Source organism: Halarchaeum nitratireducens, assembly GCF_017874695.1.
Classification (GTDB): Archaea; Halobacteriota; Halobacteria; order Halobacteriales; family Halobacteriaceae; genus Halarchaeum; species Halarchaeum nitratireducens.
In genome coordinates, this window is sequence record NZ_JAGIKY010000012.1 from 80353 (window position 1) to 101648 (window position 21296).

Below are 21296 nucleotides of genomic sequence, written 5' to 3' on the forward strand. Positions count from 1 at the left end.
TTCGAGATCGACGCGTGTGTTCCGGTGCGCGTCGACGGCGCCGACCACGATCGGGGGCGACGCGTCCGGACTGGATCCCGTCCGTCGGCGCTACCCGGAACCGCTTTGAGTGAGGCGGCCGACCACGTCCGTATGCCGATCACGACCCTCGTAGCGCAAGCCGGGTCCGTACCGCCGGTCACGACGGAGATGCTCGTCGTGTTCGGCGTCGTCCTGCTCGCGCTCTTCCTCTTTATCACCGAGCTCCTGCCGATCGACGTCACGGCGATCCTCGTGATGGTGTTGCTCACCGTTCTGCCGTGGACGGAGGTGTCCGTCGCCGAGGGCATCTCCGGGTTCTCCAGCACGGCGACCGTCGCCGTGCTGGCGATGCTCATCCTCTCGACGGGCGTCAACCGCACCGGCGTCGTCCAGATCATCGGGCGGAAGATGGCGGCGTTCGCGGGCGACAGCCAGCCGAAGCAGCTCGCCGCGACGATCGGCGTCGCGGGGCCGGTCTCCGGGTTCATCAACAACACGCCCGTCGTCGCCATCCTCGTGCCCGTCATCTCCGACCTCGCACACAAGGGCAAGACCTCGCCCTCGAAGCTCCTCCTCCCGCTCTCCTACGCCTCCATGTTCGGCGGGATGCTCACGCTCATCGGGACGTCGACGAACCTGTTGGCTTCGAGCGTCGCCGAGCGGCTCATCGGCCGCGGTTTCTCGATGTTCACGTTCACCGGGCTGGGGATCGTCGTGCTCGTCGCCGGGACGGCCTACCTGATGACGATCGGCCATCGCTTGATCCCCGAGCGCGTCCCGGCGCGCGAGGACTACCTCAGCGAGTACGAGCTACAGGATTACGTCACGGAGGTCGTCGTCCGCGACGACGCCCCGATCGCCGGGCAGACCGTGCAGGACGCCATCGACGAGGCGCGCTTCGACGCCGACATCCTCCAGATCGTCCGCGACGGCGAGACGTACTTCGAGGGGATCGCCAGCAAGCACATCCGCTCCGGCGACGTCCTCACCATCCGCACGGACCGCGAGACGCTCGCGTCGCTTCGCGAACTCGACGGGCTCGACCTCGTCGGGACGCCGCCGACCGACGAGGAGCTGGAGGCGGACCCGGACGCACAGACGCTCGTCGAGATCGTCATCCAGTCCGGATCGAGCCTCCTCGGAGAGACGCTCACCACCTCCGCGTTCCGCCAGCGCTACGACGCCAGCGTCCTCGCCTTCCGGTCCGGCGGCGAGACGATCCGATCGCGCCTCGACGACGTCGAGCTCCGCGTGGGCGACACCCTCCTCGTGCAGGCTCCCACGGACAGCATCGATCGGCTCTCGACGAACTCGGACTTCATCGTCGCACACGAGTCCGAGACGCCGAACTACCGGACGGAGAAGATCCCGTGGGCCGTCGCCATCGTCCTCGGCGTCGTCGGCCTCGTCGGTGTCCCGTGGGGGACGGTCGCGACTCTCACGGGCGTCGACGCGTTCGGTTCGCTCGACTTCAGCATCGTCCAGACCGCGCTCGCGGGCGTCGTCGCCATGGCCGTCACCGGCGTCATCAAGCCCGGCGAGATGTACGAGGGCGTCGACTGGAGCGTCATCTTCCTGCTCGCCGGCGTGATCCCGCTCGGCATCGCCCTCGAACAGACGGGCGCGGCGACGTTCCTCGGCGCGCTCGTCGCCCTCTCCGGGAACTACCTCCCGGTCATCGGCGTCCTCTGGGTGTTCTACATCGTGACGGGCCTCGTGACGAACGTCGTCTCGAACAACGCCAGCGTCGTGTTGATGATCCCCGTCGCCGTCGAGACGGCCCACGAAGTCGGCGGAAACCCGTTCGCGTTCGTCCTCGCCGTCACGTTCGCGGCCTCGACGGCCTTCATGACGCCCGTCGGCTACCAGACGAACCTCTTCGTCTACGGGCCCGGCGGCTACAAGTTCTCGGACTACGCCCGCGTGGGGGGCCCGCTCCAGTTACTCCTCTCCGTGGTCACGACGGTCGGGATCGCGTTCTTCTGGGGGCTCTCCCCCTGACTCGACGGCGACGACCGGACCGGGCCGGATTCCGTCGCGCTATCCCTGCTCTTCGGGCGGCGCGCCCGCCTCCTCCTCGGGGATCACGGGGTCCTCGTAGACGAGGTTCATGATCCACTGGGAGAAGGCGTCGCTGCGCGGATCGACCTCCTCTTCGCCGACGAACGGCGAGAGCATGTCGCCGGCCATCAGCAGCGAGAAGTCGAGGTTCTCGGGCTTGATGATCGGCTTGATGAGGTAGGTCGTGTTCCCGGCGTGGACGGCGTCCTCGCGCTCGACGTACCCCTTCTCCTCGAGTTTCTTCGCGATCCGACTCCCCTTGCGCGAGGAGACGTCGAGTGACTTCCAGAACTCGCTCTGGTAGATCTGCCCCTGCTCGCGGACCAGTTCGAGGGCGCGCGCCTCGTCCTCGGAGAGGTCCTCTGCCTCGGCGCTCATACTCGCATACGCCGGCCGCGAGCGGTTTAAATGTGACCGTCCGACCGCCCGACTGCCGGCATCGGCTCATCCTCACAATCGGGCGAACCCGCCGGCGTCCCGATACGGCGTGCGACACGGCGGGCCGTCGGCGAACTCGTAGCGGATCGCGCCGCCGACGGTGATCACGGAGGACGAGCGGGTGCCGTAGCCGTGGCCGTGGAGACACGCGCCGACGTCGCCGGCCGCGAGAACGCGCTTCGCCCGTCCGCGGAACCCCGCGGCACTGCCGGGACGCCGGCGGGTGAGCGCGTCCTGAACCCGTTCGCGCCGGCCGGCCGCGTCGGGCGCGCCGGTCGTCGTGACGACCGTGACGCCCGGATCGAGCGTGCCCGCGCGGAGGTCGCCGTCCCATCGAAGCAGGTACGCGCGCTCGGCGGACGCGAGCACGATGTTGAACCCGGCGTAGTCGCGCGTCGCCACCTCGCGTTCGACGAGGGCGCGCGCGCGTCCCGGGTCGCCGGCGCGCAGGACGTCGACGACGAGGCGCCCCCGCGAGCGCCCGGGATCGAGGTCGCTCCAGCGGTTCGTGAGCCCGACGTAGAAGCCCGCGTCGGTGACGCCGGTCCAAGTGCCGCCGGCCTCCTCGTCGCGCGGGGCGAGGATGCGTGCGTCGGACGCCTCCGACCACACGTGCGGCGGCGTCGCGGGGCGATCGGTCGCTTCGTCGCGGTTCGCGGCGACGACCACGGGGGCGTCGTCGTAGACGCGCCACGCGACGGCGAGCGTACACACGGGAGACGGATAGGCCGCCGATCGGCTTAAAGGTCGTCGGCCGCGGCGACGACGCGCTCGCGCGCCGCCGCGCGATCGACCGTCCCGGAGGCGGTCCGCGGGAGGGCGTCGACGAAGACGACCGTTCGCGGGTGCGCGAAGCCCGCGAGCCGGTCCGCCCAGTGCGCTTCGAGGGCGTCGCGTTCGAGGGTCGCCCGGTCCTCCGGGACGACGAGCGCGGCGACGCGCTCGCCCCACTCGGGATCGTCGACGCCGACGACGGCGACGTCGCGGACCCCCGGGTGCGATCGGACCACCTCCGCGACCCGGCCGGGATCGACGTTCTCACCGCCGGTGATGATCCGATCCGAGCGGCGATTGAGCACGTAGATCCGCCCCGCGTCGTCGCGGTAGCCGACGTCGCCCGTGCGGAGACCGTGCGGTCCGAACGCCGCCTCGTTCGCCGCCGGCGCGTCGTAGTAGCCCGGCGTGACGGTCGGGCCGGCCACGCAGAGCTCCCCCGTCTCGCCCGCCGGGATCGGGTCTCCCGCGTCGTCGACGACCGTCACCGTCGTCCCGAAGAGCGGTCGGCCGACCGTCTCGGGGTTCGCGTACGACTCCGCGGGGCGCGCGGTGGCGATCTGCGAGGTCGTCTCCGTCATGCCGTACGAGGGGTGGATCGGCACGCCCGCGTCCTCGCTGGCCGCGACGAGGTCCGTCGGCGTCGGCGCGCCCCCGCAGAGGACGAACCGAAGGGAGTCGGGGAGCGTGCGGTCCGCCCGGAGCAGTCGATCGAGCATCGTCGGCACGACGGAGACGCCCGTGCAGTCGTGCTCGTCGAGTGCGCGCGCCGTCTCCTCGGCGTCGAAGCCGCGCTGGAGGACGCACGTCGTCCCGTAGAGCGCGCACCGCAGGGGGATCGAGAGCCCGCCCATGTGGTACATCGAGAGACAGCAGAGCCAGCGGTCGTCGGGGAGGACGCCGAGCACGAACGCGCTCGCGCCCGCCGCGGCGACGACGTTCCCGAACGTCAGCGTCACAGGCTTGGGGTCGCCGGTCGTCCCCGACGTGTAGAGGAGCGCGAGGGTATCCTCTAGCCCCCACTCCGCGGGAGCGACGGTGTCGGGGACGCACTCGTCGAGGGCGCGGACGTCCGGGGCGTCGGGGTCGTCGACGGCGGCGACCGGGACCGGGCCGGACGCGGCGCGGGCGTCCGACGCCGTGTCGTCCTCGCAGACGAGCAACACGAGGTCCGCCCGCTCGCGCTGGGTCTCCAGTTCGCTCGGCGAGAGGCGCGCGTTCAGCGGGACGAGCGTCGCGCCGAGGCGCTGTACGGCGAAGACGAGACGGACGAACGCCGGCCGCGTCTCCATCAGCACGCCGACGTGGTCGCCGCGCGTCACGCCGAGCGCGGCGAGTCGGCCCGCCGTTCGGTCGACCGCCGCGTCGAGCGCGGCGTACGTCCACTCGCGCCCGCTGGCGTCGTCGACGAGCGCGGCGTCGCCGGGGGACGCCCGCGCCCGCGTGGCGAGGAGGTCGCGCATCTACTCGACGTGAGGCCCGGCGACGCCATTGCCCTTTCCCTGTGGGACGGCGATCGCACCGTCGGCGACGGGCGCGGGATCGGCGGCGAGGTCCCGAGCGAGCGCGTCGCCCGTCGCCAGCCCGCACGCCGGAAGCGGGGCGAGGACCGCCGCGGCGTGGACCGCCGCCGTCCGCGCGTACACGGCGTCGAAGGCCGTCGTCACCACGGGCTCGACGCCCGCCGCGCGCGCTCTCCGACCCGCGTCGACCGTTCGATCCACGCCGCCGAGCGCCATCGGCTTCAGGACGACGACGTCCGCCGCGTCGGTGGCCACCACTTCGTCGACGCCGGCCGCCGCGACCGACTCGTCGAGCGCGATCCGTCCGCGGTCGCGGAGGGCGGCGTGTTCGTCGAGCGACGGGGCCGCGAGCGGCTGTTCGACGTACTCGACGTCGCCGACGGCGTCGAGCGCGCGCCGCGCCGTCCCGACGTCCCAGGCGCCGTTCGCGTCGACGCGCAACGCGGCGTCGGGGGCGGCCGCGCGCACCGCGTCGAGGCGGGCGATGTCGTCGGCGAGCGACCGCGCGCCGACCTTCAGCTTCGCCGTCCGGAAGCCGTCGTCGAGGACGCCGCGGACGCGCGCGGCGGTCGTCGCCGGGTCGGCGTCGCCGACCGTCGCGTTGACCGGAACGCGCTCGACGCGTCCGTCCGCCCCGAGCTGTCGGTAGAGCGGACGCTCGCGGGCGCGCGCCGCGGCGTCGGCGAACGCGAGCGAGACGCCGTGGCGGGCCGCGGGCGCCCCCTCACAGGCCGCGAGCGCCTCGTCTCTCGCGTCCGTCGCGGCGGCGCGTTCGAGCGCCGACCGACAGGCCTCGCGCGACTCCGTCCACCCGGGGAGCGGCGTCGCCTCGCCGACGCCGGTCTCGCCGTCGCGCTCGACCGTCACGAGGAAGCCGCGGCGCTCGCTCACCGTCCCGCGCGCGGTGTCGACGGGGTCCGCGAGCGGCAGGGAGAAGGGCTCGACGTTCACAGCGCGATCCCGACGGCGAACAGCACCGAGTAGAGCGCGAGCGCCTGACCCGTCCGGGTGAGCGCCGGATCGAGGTGGTCGGCGTCGGTGCGTCGACAGACCGTTCGGGCGACCGAGGCGGCGAGCGGGATCGAGAGCCACGGGAGGAGGGTGCCGAGGCCGAACCCGTTCGCCACGAACCAACACGGGACGAGGTAGGCGACGCCGAGGAGCGCGACGTACTCGACGCGACTCCACGTGTAGCCGATGTAGACGGCGAGAGTGTACTTGCCCGTCTCGCGGTCGGTCTCCATGTCGCGGAGGTTGTTCACGACGAGGATGGCGGTGGAGATGCAGGCGACGCCGACGCTGGCGACGACCGCCGCGATCGGGAGCGTGCCGGGCGGGGGCGTCAGCGGGAACGCGGGCGCGTACGCCGCGGCCTGCACGTAGACGGTGCCGACGACGGCGATCACGCCGAAGAACAGGAAGACGAAGACGTCGCCGAGGCCGTGGTAGCCGAAGGGGAACGGACCGCCCGTGTAGGCGACGGCCGCGACGATGCTGGCGAGGCCGACGACGACGATCGGGAGGCCGCCGACGGAGACGAGGTAGCACCCGACGACCGTCGCGGCGAGGAAGGCGAGGTACATCGCGCGCTTGACCGATCCCGGTTCGATGAGCCCGGACTGGGTGACGCGAGTGAACCCCTCGCGCTCCTCGGTGTCCGCGCCGTTGATCGCGTCGTAGTAGTCGTTGGCGAAGTTCGCGCCGATCTGGATGAGCAGCGCGCCGACCAGCGCCGCGAGCGCCGGCAGCGCCGCGAAGACGCCGAGCGCGTACGCGACGCCGACGCCGACCACGACCGGCGAGATCCCGGCCGGGAAGGTGTGCGGGCGCGCCGCCATCAGCCACGCGCGCCGCCGCGAGACCGCTTCGTCACTCATACGCCCGCGTTCGGGCGGGAGCGTGAAAGCGACTGCGGAACGACCTACAGCCGCGTGGTGTCGAGCGAGACCCCCGGCGGCGTGGCGACGAGGAAGCCCCGAAAGTGCATCAGGGTCGCGCCCGCGTCCTTCGCCGGGCCCGCGAACCCCGCCGCGAGGTCGTTGAGGTCGCCGTCGACGGCGAGGACGAGCACGCGGCCGGCCTCGAGCGCCGCCAACCACTCCGCGTCGGGCGTCTCGCCGTTCAGCACCCCGAGGACGACGTCGTCCGCCCCGCCCTCGACGTCCCACTCGTCGATCTGGTCCTCCGCGTTCCGCAAGTCGAGACCGAAGCCGTCGCTCATACGGCTACTGTCGCGGCCAGTCACCTCAAAGCTTCGCGGCGGAGCCCGTCTATTTATCCCCCTCGCCCACGTCGGTCGGTGTATGCCGAAAGTGCATTTCGACGAGGAGACCATCGAGCGCCTCGATGGCCTCCGCACCGAGGACGAGTCGTACGACGAGATCGTGAACGAACTGATCGACATCTACGAGGCCGAGGAGCTGACGATCTTCCACGGCGGCGACGTCGAATAAGCCGAGCGCGCGTTACTCGTCGCTAGCGGCGACGCGGCAGGCTTCCGCCCACCGACCGTTCTCTTCGAGGCGCTCTTGGAGGAGCGACGCGTACTCGCGGACGAGGGTCTCGGCCTCCTCGTAGCGCTCGTCCTCGTCGCCCCCGCCGAAGCCGAGTGCGCGCTTGACGCCGCCGAGGAACCCCTCGCCGGAGGACGTGCTCCCGCTTCCGCCGGCGCCCATCGACGCCATCTGCTTCTCGACGTTGTCGATCTCGGGCATCACCTGCGGGAGTTTCCCGGTGTCGACCGTGAGACGCGCCGTCTCCGGATCGTCCGGGTTCTCGATGCGGAAATTGACTGCCGTCATGATGAGGCCCCACTGCTGGCGTGAGAACGAGGACGCCTCGACTTGCTCGCCGAACTCGTCGTCGACGCTCATGCGCTCGCCGACGACGCGGTCCTTCCAATCTGCCATACTTCACGATACGACCGTGGGTGGTTTGTCTCTTGCCCTGCGGGAGAACCGCCGGCCGCGGCTACGATCCCGCGCTCAGACGGCGTCCGTTTCGACGGAGACGTCGGCGCGGAGGCCCTCACGAAGCGCCGCGCCGACGTGACTCGCGTCGAGGGCGTCCGCTGCGAGCGCGTTCGCGTCCGTCGCGTCGATGGCGGCCTCGACGGCGACGTCGAAGCGGATCGCGTCGAGCACCCCGTCCGCTCGGTCCGCTTCGGCTTCGATGCGGATCTCCCCGAGGTCGTCGTGGCCCGCGTCCGCGGCCGCGACGCGCAGCGCGGAGACGTAGCAGGCGGCGTAGTCCGCGAGGAGGACGGCGCTCGGGTTCGGGCCGGCGTCGCCGTCCGCGCCGGTGGTGAGGCGGAAGTCGCCGAGTCGGGACGACGCGACGTGTCCCTCGGTCGAGACGGTCGTGGTTTCGAGGTCGGCCATGGTGTCGGATCGGACGCGTGCCCCCCGCCTAAGCGTTGTCCCCGTCCCGCTCGTGTCGACGCACCCGGTACGGGGCACGCCCCGCGCGGCGTCGGCGACGCTCCGCGTCGGGATCGAACGCCGCGAGAACCGACGACGGCGTCGTGCTCGTGGGGCCGCGGGTCGCTATTCGTACTCTTCGAGCGACGTGACGTAGGAGGTGAGATCCGTGGTCGTCGCGATGCCGATGATGTGGTCGTCGTCGGTCACGACCGGGATGTGGTGGATCCGGTGTTCGAGCAGCTTTTCCGCGACGTCGGTCACGACGTCCTGTGCGCTCGCCGTCACGACGTCCGTGGTCATGAACTCGGCGACGGTCGACTCGTCTTTCGGCTGGCGCTCCGCGACGATGCGGACGAAGTCAGTCGTCGTCAGGATCCCCGCGAGCCGTCCCTCCTCGTCGACGACGACGACGGAGCCGATCCCCTGATCGAGCATCACTTGCGCGGCCTCCTCGACGGAGGTCTCCGGGGTGACGGTCGTCGCTCCGGCCGTCATCAGGCGTGCGATGAAGACGTCTTCCATGCACTCGTCATCGGACGCCCGCGAGTTAAGTGCTATCGAAGCGGATCCGATCGCGCGGTGAGTCGGCCACAAACGTTTTTCAAGTAGATTGCCGAACGTTGCATGATGTCCACGGACGACGCCGACGACGCGGCGGTCGGGAGCGCGGGGGGCCCGACCGACGACGTCGACGGTGCGACCACCACACCGGCGGCGGACGACGGCCCACGCGTCGCCAAGGACGAGTACACGTGGGCGGATTTCGAAGCCGAACACCGCGACGAGGACGAGGCCGAGGGGGCGCTCGACCCCGCGGACTACCTCGGGTTCGAGCGCGACGACCTCGAAGACGTCCTCGCGCGCGGGGCCGACGCCGCGACCGCGATCGAGTCGGTCGTCGACGAGCGGACGATCGACGTCGAGGCCGAAGTCGACGAGGACGCGTTCTTCTCCGACGTCCACGGCAACACGACGATGGCCAACCGCTACGACCTGGAGAAGGCCGTCGCGACGCCGAAGAAGACCCACTTCTCGGAGGTCGAGCGCTACTGGGTCAACAAGCCGTACGCGTTCGTCGTCCTCTTCCACTCCGATAAGGAGAACGAGATGAAGTACTACCTCGTCGAGCCGTACCGGAACGCGATCGAGGACGACCTCCAAGAGTTCCTGACGGGGAAGCTCCGCACCGCGATCAAGTATTCGAGCGGCGACGTCGCGGCGGAGGGGACGATGGACGAGCGCCGCGCGGTCATCGAGCGCGAGACCCGCGACCTGCTCGAACGATACGACATCTACGCCGAGACGCGCGGGGGCCCGTCGGCGGCCGAGCGGCTTCGCTCGCTCGTCGAGACGCTCACGGGGCAGGGCGACGCGACCGACGACGTGCCGGTCACCGAGCGGCTTCGCTCGCTCGTCGATCGCGGAGAGAACGCCGACGACACCGCGCCGAGCGTAACGGACGGCGGCGATTCGACGGGCTCCGAGGTCGACGAAACGACGGCGAATGCGGACGACGAGGCGGACGGTGACGGCACGAGCGACGGATCGGCGTCGAACGCGGACGGCGACGGGAGCGACGACGACTCCCGCTCGGCGGCCGATCGGCTCCGGGACGCCCTCGACGGCGACGAGGACGCCTCGCCGCTGGAGCGCGTGAAGGGGCTGTTGAGCGGCGGTGAGGGCGACGCGGAAACGGGCGACGAGGGAGACGGCTCGGAGGTCCCGGCGGCGCTCGACGGCATCGCGGCGCGTCCCGAGCCCGCGGTGCTCGCGGAGGACACGGACACCCTCACGCAGTACCAAGTGGAGAAGCTCCTCTACTACCTCAAGCGCGACTTCATCGGCTACGAGCGCATCGACGGCATCAAACACGACGTGAACGTCGAGGACATCTCCTGTGACGGCTACAACTCCCCGGTGTTCGCGTACCACTCCGACTACGAGCAGCTGATCACGAACGTCTACCACGGCAAGGAGAGCCTCGACGACTTCGTCGTGAAGCTCGCCCAGCGCTCCGGGAAGGGGATCAGTAAGCGCCAACCGCAGGTGGACGCGACGCTCCCCGACGGCTCGCGCGCCCAGCTCACGCTCGGGCAGGAGGTCAGCGACCACGGGACGAACTACACCATCCGGCAGTTCAAGGACGTCCCGTTCACGCCGGTGGACCTCATCAACTGGAAGACCTTCTCCCTGGAGGAGATGGCGTTCCTCTGGCTCTGCATCGAGAACAACAAGAGCCTCATCTTCGCGGGCGGGACGGCGTCGGGGAAGACGACGAGCCTGAACGCCGTGTCGCTGTTCATCCCGTCCAACGCGAAGATCGTCTCCATCGAGGACACCCGGGAGGTCGAGCTCCCGCAGCGCAACTGGGTCGCGTCGGTGACCCGTCCGAGCTTCGGCGAGGACGAGAAGGGCGACATCGACGAGTTCGATCTGCTGGAGGCCGCGCTCCGCCAGCGGCCCGACTACATCGTCATGGGCGAGGTGCGCGGGGAGGAGGGCCGGACGCTCTTCCAGGTGATGAGCACCGGCCACACGACGTACACGACCTTCCACGCGGACAACGTCGGGGAGGTGCTCAAGCGCTTCACGACGGAGCCGATCAACGTCTCGAAGACGCTGTTCACCGCCCTCGATCTCGTCTCCATTCAGGCGCAGACCCGCGTGAACGGCCGGAAGGTCCGCCGGAACCGGAACATCACGGAGATCAACCGCTACGACGCCGAGAACGACGAGATCAACGTCAGCGACGTCTTCCAGTGGGAACCGGAGGGCGACGAGTTCCGCCAGCTCACGGACTCGAACACCCTCGACGAGATCCAGTTCGACCGCGGCTGGTCGCGCGATCGCCTCGAACGCGAGGTCTTCGAGCGACAGGTCGTCCTCGCCTACCTCGTCCGCAACGGGCTCAGCGACTACACGCAGGTCGCGGCGACGCTTCAGGCGTACATCGCGGATCCCGACACTATTCTGACGCTGCTGGCGAACGACGCGCTCACGGCGAGCCTCGATGACCTGCGCGGGATGGAGTCCGTCCTCATCGACGTCGACCCGGAGAAAGAGGAGATGGTTCCCCGTCCCGACCCGACCGAGGACGTCTACGAGGAGGCCGGGGAGATCCTTGCGCGCGCGGAGGACGGCCTCTTCGAAGAGTACCGCGGCGAGGAGGCCCCGGACATCAGCTTCGCGCTCTCGGAGGCGGCGGCGAGCGCCGCCGACGAGGACCTCGTCGTCGACGACAGCGGCGACACGCCGACAATCGAGGCCGCCAGTGAGGAGGCGGCGGGATCACGCGACGCCGAAGCGGACGGCGGCGAGCCCTCGGCCGCTGACGGCGTGACGGGCGACGAGACGGACGACACGGATACCGGGGCGTCGGACGCATGAGCCTCGGCGACGCGAGCTACAGTTCGTCGGACGCGCTCGGCGACGCCTTCTTCCCGCTCTATCAGTGGCTGTTCGACGATTCGAGCGACTTCGTCGCCAGCGTCGAGACGACGCTCGCCGAGGCGCGCCGCGACGAGACCGTCGAGTTGTTCCTCTCGCGCGCGCTCGGCGTCGGCGCGATCGTCGGGGGTCTCTTTTGGATCGTGGGGACGCTGCTCGGCTGGGTGCTGTTCGTGACGGTGATCAACACGGAGACGATCATCGGCCTCTACGTCGCCAACGACGCGCTGCTCGCGGTCATCAACGCGATCAAGGTCCCGGCGCTGGTGCTCTTGACCGGGATCTTCTTCGGCTCGATCGGGTTCGCCGCGGGGTTCGGCGGCCTCGTCGGCGTCCCGTACATGCAGGCCGGCGAGCGCAAACGCGAGATCAACATGCTGCTCCCGGACGCCATCGCGTTCATGTACGCCCTCTCGATGGGAGGGATGAACCAACTGGAGATCCTCTCCGCGATGGCGAAGGCGGACGACACGTACGGCGAAGTCGCCCTCGAGTTCCGCAGCATCGTCCAGGAGACCGAATACTTCGATACGGACTACCGAAGCGCGGTGCGCAACCGCTCGATGGAGACGCCGTCGGACGAACTCGGACAGTTCCTCACGGACATGCTCTCCATCGTCAACAGCGGGGGCGACATGACGGACTTCCTCTCCGATAAGAAGGACAAGCACATGCGGACGGCGAAACAGGAACAGGAGCTCACCCTGGACACCCTGGAGCTCTTCGGCGAGATGTACATGACGCTCTCGCTGTTCCCGCTCCTCCTCATCATCATCCTCGTGATCATGAGCATGATGGGGGACTCGAAGACGACGCTCCTCTACGGGACGGTGTACGCGCTCATCCCGCTGGTCGGCGTCGGCTTCCTCGTCCTCGTCTCGACGGTGAAGGAGGACGAACCCGGCGACGGCTACCTCCGTCTCAACGAGGGAGAGGAGGGCGACGCCGCCTCGACGAGCCGCGAACCCGGGCTCTTCAACCTCGGCCTCATCGAACGCTTCCGCGGGAACGGCAGGCTCTTCGAGCGCATCTACAGCCGCGAGGGGACCCACGAGGCGAAGTGGCTCCTCACGCATCCCCACCTGTTCTTCAAGCGCCACCCGCTCTACACGCTCGGTCTCACGGTCCCGGTCGCGCTCGTCATCCTCGGGCTCGCCGTCGCGCAGGGAACCGCGCCGACGAGTCTCGCCCGGATGGAGGCCAACCCGATCGCGGGGACGTTCGTGTGGGTCTACGTGCCGCTGTACATCGTCTTTCTCCCGCTCGCGGTCTTCCGGATGTGGAACCTCCGCTCGCGTCGACGCGTCGTCAACAACCTCTCGGACGACCTCCGAAAGCTCTCCTCTGCGAACGACACCGGCCTCACCCTCCTCGAATCTATCCAGACGGTCTCCGAGACGTCCTCGGGGAAGCTCGCCGAGGAGTTCCGGGTCATCCACGCGAAGGTGAACTACGGGACGAGCCTGCGCGACGCGCTCGTCGAATTCAACAACAAGTACCACATCCCCCGCCTCGCGCGCACCCTCAAGCTCGTCAGCAAGGCCCAGGAGGCGTCCAGTCAGATCTCCGCAGTGCTCACGACGGCCGCGCAGGCTTCCGAGACGCAGGACGACCTCGAACGCGAGCGCAAGTCCCGCACCCGGATGCAGATCGTCATCATCATGATGACGTACCTCACCCTGCTGGCCGTCATGGCGATCCTGAAGGTGAAGTTCCTCGACGTGATGGCGGGGCTCGCCACGCAGGCCAGCGGCGGCGCGTCGAGCAGCGCGGGCGGCGGGAGCATGAGCTTCGGCGCGAACATCGACATCCAGATGATGAACATGATGTTCTTCCACGCGGTGACGATTCAGGGCATCCTCTCCGGGTTCATCGCGGGATACATCCGCGACGCCGACCTCCTCTCGGGCGTGAAGTTCGCCATCGTCCTGCCGACCGTGGCGTTGCTCGTCTTCGCGTTCATCTGACGATGGCACGGAACACCCGAGACCGCGCGCAGACGACGCTCGATTTCACGATCGGAACGAGCGTCTTCCTCGTGACGCTGGTCCTCGTCTTCGCCACCGCGCCGGGGCTGTTGAGCCCGTTCGCCGGCGGGAACGTCGCCACCTCGACGGTCGCAGACCGGATCGCCAACGACCTCGTACAGGACGAACTCGCCGCTCCGGACGAGCCGTACGCGTTGGGCGGTGACGTCGACGCGAGGCTGACGAACGCGACGCTGAGCGCGCCGGGGACGGTGTCCGTGAACGTGACCGTCACGAACGCCAGCGGCGTCGTCGCGTCGCGCGGCCCGTCTGTCTCACCGAACGCCGATACGTCCGTCGCGTGGCGGGTCGTGACCGTCGACGGCGAGCACGCCGAACTCGAGGTGCGAGTGTGGTGAGCGGAACCGATCGGGGGCAGGCGCACACGCTCGAAGGGGTGGCGGCGGCGCTCCTCGTCGTGATGAGCATGCTCCTCGCGCTCCAGATGACGGCGGTGACGCCGCTGACGGCCTCGACGTCGAATCAGTACATCCAGGCACAGGAGCGCGCCGCGGCGCAGGGCGTCCTCGCCACGAGCGACGACGGCGAGCTCCGGCGCGCGGTCCGGTACTGGAACGCGACGAACGAGACGACGGCCGGCTTCTACGGTGCCGACCCCGAACCCTACTACACGAGCGAGGGTCCCGTCGACGAGCTCGGATTCCTCTCGCGGTTGAACGAGACGTTCGCCGGGACGGGGATCGCGTACAACGTCCGGTTCGTCTACGTCGACCCCGACGGGGATCGCGTGCGACAGCAGTTCGTCTACAACGGGCGTCCGACGTCGAACGCCGTGACGGCGACCCGCGTCGTCACCCTCTACGACCACGACCGCCTCGTCGGTCCGAACGGCTCGTCGGGACGGACCGTCTCCGACCCGGTGTACTTCGCCAACAACGACACGGCGCGCGGGTCGCCGGTGCACACGACCGTCTCCGTGGAGGTGGTCGCGTGGCGGATGTAGACCGCCGCGGCGTCTCGACCGCCGTCGGCTACGTGTTGAACCTCGCCGTCGCGCTCCTGCTCGTCACCGGCCTCCTCGTCGCCGCCTCGGGGCTAATCACCGATCAGCGAGACCGCGCGGTCCGGACCGAACTCACCGTGATCGAGGAGCGCGTCGCGGCCGACCTCGCCACCGCCGACCGCCTCGCGCGCGCCGCCGAGGGCGGCGGGAGCCGGGTCGCCGTGACGTCCGACTTCCCGCGGCGCGTCGCCGGGCGCTCCTACCGGGTCTCCGTCACCGACTACGGATCGACGGTCGAGATCCGTCTGGTCGAACCCCAGTCCGACATCTCCGTGATCAGCCGCGTGCCGATCGAGACGGACGTGGAGAACACGACTCGCGCGGGCGGCCCCATCCGGGTCCGCACCGACGGGAACGGGACGCTGGTGGTGGCGGATGACTGAGCGCGCCGTCAGCGACGTCGTCGGATACGTCCTCATCATCTCGCTCATCCTCACCAGCGTCGGCGTCGTCTACACGACGGGGGTCACGACGCTCCAAGACACGCGGGACGCGGAGCGCGTCTCGAACGCGGAGCAGGCGTTGGCCGTCCTTCAGTCGAACACGAACGACGTCCGGTATCGGGGCGCACCGTCGCGGATGACCGAGATCCGCCTCTCGAACGCCCGTCTCGGTCCCGGTGACCGCGTCTCGATCAACGTCTCGGGAGCCGGGACGGCGTCGAACACGACCGTCAGACCCGTCGTGTACACGTCGGAGGGCGGGGCGAAACTCGTCTACGCCCACGGTGCCGTCATTCGCGTCGAACCCGACGGCGGCGCCGCGATGCTCGAAGAGCCCGACTTCCGGTTCGGCGAACGCTCGCTCGTCCCTGTCGTGGACACGGAGTTCAGCGACCCGACGACGGTCGGCGGGCAGACGCGCGTCTTCGTCCGCGTCGCGGCCAACGACCGTGCCACTCGGATCCACGATGCCGGGGGCAGCGCGAACGTCACGCTCACGACGCCGCGCCCGGCGCCGTGGCGGCGGTACTTCACGGACGAAGCGCGCGTCGAAGACTGCACGGAGACGAACGTGGGCGACGGCCGGACCGAGCTCACGTGCACCGTCGACACGGAGTCCGTCGTCGTCTCCGAGACGGACATCGACGTCACGTTCCGCTAGCGGCGCGCTTCACGTCGAGACGTTCACGGTCTGGTTCGTGACGTGGAGGTAGTTGATCGTCGCCACGTACTCGGTGTCGAAGACGTTCTCGCCGCGGAGCGCCTCGTCGTAGTGGATGTTCCCCGATCCCTGGGTGTGGTCGACGTAGCCGACGATCCCGCCGTAGACGTCAGCCGTACTCTGGACGCGGACCGACACCCCCGGATTCGGTCCCGACGACGGACCGTAGATGACCCCGACGAAGACGCCGTGCCCCTGAATCTTCGCCTGCTCGTGCGACTTCATGTACACCCAGAGCTGGGGGGCGTTCTGATCCGGAACGACCATCCTCGCGTCGCTCTGTACGCGCAGCGGACCGTTCGTGTATACGTTGACGCGCCCCTCCCCCTCGACCGTGACGTCGGAGTCGCCCTTGAGCTTCAACCGGCCGTCGACGACGAGCTCGATGTTCCCGTCGGTCGTGTCGAGCGTGAGCTGCTCGTCCTGCTTCAACACGAGGTCGGAGAGGTAGTAGCGACCGGCGTCGAGCTCCCACGAGGTCTGGCCGTCGCGGAGGGAGTCGGTACTGGCGTCGATGTCGTCCGCGGCGTCGTTATCGTTCACCGAGTCGTTCCGGAGGGTGTCTCGCTTGGCGTTGATCATACCGTCCGCCGAACTGAGCGACGGGATCGAGACGTCACCGGAGACCGTGCCACCGACCGGGTCGCTCCCTCGAAGCGTCAGGTCGCCGCCGTAGGAGAGGTCCCCCGTGATCTGCGCACCACTCTGCACGGTGACGTCACCGCCCGCGACGAGATCGCCCTTGACTCGGGTCCCCGACCCCTGTACCTTCACGGAGCCGGCGGTGATGACGGACGTGTTCTCCGCCGCGGTCTCGCTGTAGTTCCCCACGGAAGAGTTGTAGCTGTCCACGATCGCACCGCTCTGAATGCGGAGGTGGTCGCCCGCGGTCGAGACGATCGCCCCACCGACGGTCGGGTTGTTCGTCGACTCCACGAGACGCATCGTCACCTGCTGGCGCGAATCGTCGACGTCGATGTCGGTTCGCGTCCGCGACTCGAAGTACCGCGCCCACGCGCGGTAGTAGTCGCTCTGGATCGTGACGTAGACCGTCCCCTCGGTCAGCGGGTTCGTCCAGTCCCGACTCGCGTTCGGGTAGACGACCGTCGACGCCCCGGTCTGGGTGAGCGTCATCGTCGAACCGCCGCCGTTCGCCGACCCGTTCATCGAGATGATCGGGAGCGTCAGCGTCCCGTCCTCGTAGTGGATCTCGGGGGGCGTGATCATCATCGTCCCGTTCCCTTGCGAGCGCCAGACGCCACCACCCTGATAGGCGATCTCGGCGTCGTCGTTCGTGTACGTCACCGCGCCGAGCGGCATCGTCTCGTTCAGGTTCTCGTCGCCCGTTCCGTTCACGTAGCGCACGCGTACCCATCCGGCGTCCGGGTTCACCGCGTACCGATCGGCGTCCGTCCGCGGGAGGTCGATCGACTGGCTCTCGGCGGAACCGAGGGCGACGAGCGAGGCCTTCGCGTCGACGTGCGACAGCACGTTCTCGGCGTTCGTGGACTCGACCTGCTGTTGGGTCGAATCGATCGCGTCGCTCCCGATCGCCACGGTCGCGCCCGTGACGACGATCGTCAACCCCAGCAGGAGGACGACGCCGACGACCTCGGACTGGGCCCGTCGCGGGCCGTTCATACGCCTAGTGAGCGCTTCGTTACGGATGAACCTATTGGCGCCGTCGGACATCGAGCCGTCGGCCACGAGACGTTCCGCGGAGAGCGGATCGCGTCGATCCACTCGTTGATTTACACCTCAGACGCGTCGGCTATTCGTCCCACGACGTTCGACAGAATAGCGGGCGTGACGGGAGTCTCGCGAGCGAACGTAGTGAGCGAGGGGGGGAGACTCAGCGAGACCGTAGGTCTCGCGGAGCCACCCCCGTTTTCCGACGCAGTCGTGAAAACGGGCGTGGCGGGATTCGAACCACGGTCGGACGTGTTCGCTCCGCTGCGCGCGACCTCACTGATTCAAATTCCACCGTGCCGGTTCGACCGTCGCTTCGCTCCTCACTGCACGGGCGTGGCGGGATTTGAACCCGCGGTCTAGCGGTTAGGAACCGCTCGCCGTATCCGCTTGGCCACACGCCCCGCGGCGGTGGCTACGCGACCGGGGATGAAAAACGGTTGCTCTTCAGGTGGCGGCGTTCAGGCGTTCTTCGACGACGCGCTCTCGGCGTCGGCGCCGACGGACTCCGTCTCGACGTCGGTGTCCGTGCTGATGTCGGCCTCGCTCTCCGTCGTGGAACCGCCCTCGCGGACCTCTTCGAGTTCGTTCTCGATCTCCTCGCGGCCGCGCTGGAACTCCCCCATCGCCTGCCCGGTGGAGCGTGCGAGCTTGGGGATCTTGTTCGCACCGAAGAGCAGTACCGCGATGAGCAGGACGAGCGCCAACTCCATCCCGCCGGGGAAGCCGCCCAGGAACAGTGGCGTACTGGTGACCATCTCTACCACACCGTAGCAAATTGCTGGTTATAGGCCTTTTGCTCGTTGTGCCGAGAGCGCAACCGTCATACCGGATGCGTCCGAAACGACGCGTATGGTTGACGTTGGAGACGACGCACCCGACTTCACGGCACCGCTCGCCGACGGCGACGTAGACTCGTTCACCCTCTCCGAGGCGGTCGGCGACGAGCCGCTCGTCCTCGCCTTCTACCCCGGCGCGTTCACGGGCGTCTGTACGGACGAGATGTGCACGTTCCGCGACAACCTCGACGCGTTCGAGGACATCGGCGCGACCGTCTACGGCGTCAGCGTCGACACGCCCTTCGCGAACAACGAGTTCCGCGAGCAGAACGACCTCTCGTTCGGCCTCGTGAGCGACTCCGATAAGGAGGCCATCGAGGCCTTCGACGTCGTCGACGACGACTTCGCGGGCTTCGGCTACGCGGCCGCCAAGCGCTCCGTCTTCGTCGTCGACACCGACGGAGAGGTCGTCTACAAGTGGGTGACCGACGACCCCGGCGTCGAGCCGGACTACGACGAGGTCGAGGACGCGGCCGCCGACGCCGCGTAACGCACCCATCGGTGTCGCGCGGACACGCCGGCACACCGACCCGACCCCACCGTCTTTTTAGCGCGTCCGGTCGCACGTCCACACATGAGCGACAGCGACTTCCCCGACGCCGACGGGTCCGGCGGACTCCGCGAGTACGACCCCGAGGCCGAGCACGCCTTCCCGGACGAGCGACTCAACGACGTCCTCGCCGTCGTCCGCGAGGACCCCGAGATCACCGCGCTCCTCGACGCCCAGAACGTCAACCCCGTCACGCGCAAGGGGTACAACGATCACGGGGCGAAACACGTCGAGATCGTCCGAAACCGCGCGTTGCGCCTCTACGACCTACTCAAGCGCGGCGACGTCGAGTTCAACGGCGCGGCCGACCAGGGCCTCGACGAGGCGGACGAGCCGGTCATCGTCGCGCTCGCCGCGACCCTCCACGACATCGGTCACGTCGTGCACCGAGACGAGCACGCCTACTGGTCGATTCCGCTCGCGGCCGACGTCCTGGATCGCCTCCTCCCGGAGTTCTACGACACCGCAGACGCCGTCCGCGTGAAGTCCGAGGTGCTCCACGCGATCCTCTGTCACCACACGGAGGAAAAGCCCCTGACGCGCGAGGCGGGCGTGATCCGCGTCGCGGACGGCCTCGATATGGAGCGCGGGCGCTCGCGCATCCCCTACGAGCGCGGCGGGCGCGGCATCAACACGATCTCGAGTCAGGCGATCGAGTCCGTGACGCTCCGATCGGGCGACGACGTGCCCGTCCTCGTCGAGATCCGGATGCGGAACGCCGCGGGCGTCTACCAGGTCGACAACCTCCTGAAGGAGAAACTCCACGAGTCGACCCTCGAATCCGACATCCGCATCGTCGCGGTGAACGTCGGCAGCGACGACGACCAGCTCGTCGAGCGGATCGAGCTCTGAGGAGACGCGCGAGACGCGGACGACGCGGCGGTTCCGGCCGTTCCCACGTCCCCAATCCTCGCATCCTCGTCCGCACGGTCTGTTCCCCCTTCCGTTCTCGCGTCGTCCGCGTGTCGGGTCGTTTATGCCCGCCAGCGCGATAAGCTGCCACCACGTGTCCACGACCGACGGCCGGCTCGGCGTCTTCGCCGACCGCGAGTTCATCGCCCTCTCCGGGACCGCGTTCGCCCGCGCGCAGGCGTACTCGACGATCCTCATCGCCATCGCGCTGTTCGCGGACGCCTTCGGCACGACCGGGTTCGTCGAGGGGCTCTTCGGAACCGCGTTCGCCGCCGTCCAGCTCCTCATCGTCCTCCCCCTCGGCCGCCTCGTCGACACCCGGAACGCGAAGCGCTTCCTCCTCGTCGGCCTCCTCGTCAACGTCGCCACGTTCGTCGGCTTCATCTTCGTCTCGAACGCCATCGACGTGATCCTCGTCCGGATGCTACAGGGGCTCGGTTCGAGCGTCCTCTGGATCACGGGCTCCAGCGTCGTCGGCGAGATCAGCCCCGACGGCGAGCGCGGGCGCTGGCTCGGCTCGTACAACCAGGTCGCCGCCTTCTCCAGTTTCGTCGGCGACCTCGTCGGCGGCGCGCTCCTCTACACCTTCGAGACGTCGGTCACGTTCGTCCTCCTCTCCGGCGTCACGCTCGTCGCCTTCGGCCTCGTCTACCTCTACCTCCGCGACGACCCCGGCGGCACGATGGACCCCGAGGAGGCCGGCGGCATCGAGACCTTCCGCGACCTCCTCGCGCGCCCGATGGTCAACTCCCTCGTCACCTTCCGCTTCGCCTTCAGCGTCGGGAAGATGGCGGTCATCCTCTTCTTGCCCATCTACGCCCGGACCGAGTTCGGCGTCTCCGCGTTCGCCATCGGCCTCCTGCTCGCCGGCGGGAAGCTGATCAAGGCGCTCCTTCAGGGGTGGATGGGCGATCTCACGGACCGCCTCGGCAACGAGCAGTACTTCGTCCTCGGCGGCGCGCTGACGTACGCCCTCGGAACCGCGCTCATCCCCCTCGCGCGCCCCGCTCAAGCGCTCCTCCCCGCGTTCGACATTAGTGCACTCGGCCACACGATCGGCCTCGACGGCGCTTTTCTCACGATGTTCGTCGCCTACGGGATCATCGGCGTCGCCGACAGCATCCGCCTCCCCGCGAGCATGTCGCTCTTCGTCGAGGAGGGCGAGCGCCTCGACTCCGTCGCCTCCGCCATGAGCCTGCGCTCTCTCTCGTGGAAGGTCGGACAGGTCGTCGGCCCCGTCGCCGTCGGCGCGATCAAGGACGGGTACGGGATGGCCATCGCCTTCTGGACCGCCGCCGCCTTCATCCTCGTCGCCAGCGCCGGCTTCTTCCTCATGTACCGCTACGGCCACCACGTGATGGGCGGAGCGCGGGCGGGGGCGGGCTGACGAGAGGCGCTCGTCGGC

Annotated in this window: 22 protein-coding genes and 1 tRNA gene; 11 read left to right on the forward strand and 12 right to left on the reverse strand. The window is 69.0% G+C overall.

The genetic code is table 11. The features are described 5' to 3' along the window. Window positions 1-132: 132 nt before the first annotated feature. Window positions 133-2022 carry an SLC13 family permease gene (locus J2754_RS12040; RefSeq protein ID WP_188878375.1) on the forward strand — a complete coding sequence of 630 codons (1890 nt, stop codon included), beginning with the start codon at window positions 133-135 and terminating at the stop codon, window positions 2020-2022. 39 nt (window positions 2023-2061) lie between these two features. Here J2754_RS12040 and J2754_RS12045 read toward each other — a convergent pair whose 3' ends face one another. The 6 genes from J2754_RS12045 to J2754_RS12070 all read right to left on the reverse strand — a co-directional run bounded on the left by J2754_RS12045 (window position 2062) and on the right by J2754_RS12070 (window position 7038). Further along, entirely contained in the window at window positions 2062-2460 is a 399-nt protein-coding gene (locus J2754_RS12045) for a helix-turn-helix transcriptional regulator (RefSeq protein WP_188878377.1), read from the reverse strand. Window positions 2461-2532: 72 nt separating this feature from the next. Next, window positions 2533-3234, reverse strand: coding sequence for an NRDE family protein (locus tag J2754_RS12050; RefSeq protein WP_211087569.1), 702 nt, complete (start codon window positions 3232-3234; stop codon window positions 2533-2535). A gap of 26 nt (window positions 3235-3260) precedes the next feature. After that, complete coding sequence (locus J2754_RS12055) at window positions 3261-4757, reverse strand: class I adenylate-forming enzyme family protein (protein ID WP_211087570.1); 1497 nt, start codon at window positions 4755-4757, stop codon at window positions 3261-3263. After that, complete coding sequence (locus tag J2754_RS12060) at window positions 4758-5768, reverse strand: mandelate racemase/muconate lactonizing enzyme family protein (RefSeq protein ID WP_211087571.1); 1011 nt, start codon at window positions 5766-5768, stop codon at window positions 4758-4760. It abuts the gene before it with no gap. Then, the gene (locus J2754_RS12065; protein ID WP_211087572.1) at window positions 5765-6694 is read right to left on the reverse strand and encodes a 1,4-dihydroxy-2-naphthoate polyprenyltransferase; all 930 of its coding nucleotides are present in this window, start codon (window positions 6692-6694) and stop codon (window positions 5765-5767) included. Before J2754_RS12065 ends, J2754_RS12060 begins: the two co-directional genes overlap by 4 nt. Before the next feature lie 44 nt (window positions 6695-6738). Next, a complete protein-coding gene (locus J2754_RS12070) occupies window positions 6739-7038 on the reverse strand; it encodes a DUF5779 family protein (RefSeq protein WP_188878386.1) in 300 nt (99 codons plus the stop codon). Window positions 7039-7120: 82 nt separating this feature from the next. Between J2754_RS12070 and J2754_RS12075 the strand changes: the two genes are divergently transcribed. Further along, window positions 7121-7270, forward strand: a complete 150-nt coding sequence (locus J2754_RS12075; protein WP_188878388.1) for a DUF7557 family protein — start codon at window positions 7121-7123, stop codon at window positions 7268-7270. A gap of 12 nt (window positions 7271-7282) precedes the next feature. Here the strand turns inward: J2754_RS12075 and J2754_RS12080 are convergent, their stop codons facing one another. From J2754_RS12080 to J2754_RS12090, 3 genes are all read right to left on the reverse strand, one after another. Beyond that, window positions 7283-7726, reverse strand: coding sequence for a DUF5799 family protein (locus J2754_RS12080; protein ID WP_211087573.1), 444 nt, complete (start codon window positions 7724-7726; stop codon window positions 7283-7285). Between the two features lie 75 nt (window positions 7727-7801). After that, on the reverse strand, window positions 7802-8197 hold the full coding sequence (locus J2754_RS12085) for an OsmC family protein (protein ID WP_211087574.1): 396 nt from the start codon (window positions 8195-8197) through the stop codon (window positions 7802-7804). Between the two features lie 165 nt (window positions 8198-8362). Continuing rightward, on the reverse strand, window positions 8363-8761 hold the full coding sequence (locus J2754_RS12090) for a CBS domain-containing protein (protein WP_211087575.1): 399 nt from the start codon (window positions 8759-8761) through the stop codon (window positions 8363-8365). A gap of 105 nt (window positions 8762-8866) precedes the next feature. Here J2754_RS12090 and J2754_RS12095 point away from each other — a divergent pair, with 105 nt between their 5' ends. From J2754_RS12095 to J2754_RS12120, 6 genes are read left to right on the forward strand one after another with little or no spacing between them, the layout of a single operon-like run. Continuing rightward, on the forward strand, window positions 8867-11626 hold the full coding sequence (locus J2754_RS12095) for a type II/IV secretion system ATPase subunit (RefSeq protein WP_245333007.1): 2760 nt from the start codon (window positions 8867-8869) through the stop codon (window positions 11624-11626). Continuing rightward, window positions 11623-13653, forward strand: a complete 2031-nt coding sequence (locus J2754_RS12100) for a type II secretion system F family protein (RefSeq protein WP_211087576.1) — start codon at window positions 11623-11625, stop codon at window positions 13651-13653. The genes J2754_RS12095 and J2754_RS12100 overlap by 4 nt, the downstream gene beginning before the upstream one ends. 2 nt (window positions 13654-13655) lie before the next feature. Beyond that, window positions 13656-14072, forward strand: coding sequence for a DUF7287 family protein (locus J2754_RS12105; protein ID WP_211087577.1), 417 nt, complete (start codon window positions 13656-13658; stop codon window positions 14070-14072). Next, complete coding sequence (locus tag J2754_RS12110) at window positions 14069-14677, forward strand: DUF7288 family protein (protein WP_211087578.1); 609 nt, start codon at window positions 14069-14071, stop codon at window positions 14675-14677. The genes J2754_RS12105 and J2754_RS12110 overlap by 4 nt, the downstream gene beginning before the upstream one ends. After that, a complete protein-coding gene (locus J2754_RS12115; RefSeq protein ID WP_188878397.1) occupies window positions 14665-15120 on the forward strand; it encodes a DUF7266 family protein in 456 nt (151 codons plus the stop codon). The genes J2754_RS12110 and J2754_RS12115 overlap by 13 nt, the downstream gene beginning before the upstream one ends. Beyond that, window positions 15113-15841, forward strand: a complete 729-nt coding sequence (locus tag J2754_RS12120) for a DUF7289 family protein (protein WP_211087579.1) — start codon at window positions 15113-15115, stop codon at window positions 15839-15841. The genes J2754_RS12115 and J2754_RS12120 overlap by 8 nt, the downstream gene beginning before the upstream one ends. Window positions 15842-15850: 9 nt before the next feature. Here the strand turns inward: J2754_RS12120 and J2754_RS12125 are convergent, their stop codons facing one another. The 3 genes from J2754_RS12125 to J2754_RS12135 form a co-directional block, all read right to left on the reverse strand. Continuing rightward, entirely contained in the window at window positions 15851-17542 is a 1692-nt protein-coding gene (locus J2754_RS12125) for a polymer-forming cytoskeletal protein (RefSeq protein ID WP_188878399.1), read from the reverse strand. Window positions 17543-17921: 379 nt separating this feature from the next. Further along, a tRNA-Arg gene (locus J2754_RS12130) sits at window positions 17922-17994 on the reverse strand. A 57-nt stretch (window positions 17995-18051) separates the two neighbouring features. Continuing rightward, window positions 18052-18348: a Sec-independent protein translocase subunit TatA/TatB gene (locus J2754_RS12135; protein ID WP_188878400.1), complete on the reverse strand. Its 297-nt coding sequence runs from the start codon at window positions 18346-18348 to the stop codon at window positions 18052-18054. Between the two features lie 94 nt (window positions 18349-18442). Between J2754_RS12135 and J2754_RS12140 the strand changes: the two genes are divergently transcribed. From J2754_RS12140 to J2754_RS12150, 3 genes are all read left to right on the forward strand, one after another. Next, window positions 18443-18919 (forward strand): redoxin domain-containing protein, encoded by a 477-nt coding sequence (locus tag J2754_RS12140; protein ID WP_188878401.1) that lies wholly within the window; start codon window positions 18443-18445, stop codon window positions 18917-18919. Window positions 18920-19003: 84 nt separating this feature from the next. Continuing rightward, the gene (locus J2754_RS12145; protein ID WP_188878402.1) at window positions 19004-19831 is read left to right on the forward strand and encodes an HD domain-containing protein; all 828 of its coding nucleotides are present in this window, start codon (window positions 19004-19006) and stop codon (window positions 19829-19831) included. Between the two features lie 154 nt (window positions 19832-19985). Continuing rightward, on the forward strand, window positions 19986-21278 hold the full coding sequence (locus J2754_RS12150) for an MFS transporter (RefSeq protein WP_229772835.1): 1293 nt from the start codon (window positions 19986-19988) through the stop codon (window positions 21276-21278). Window positions 21279-21296: the final 18 nt, after the last annotated feature.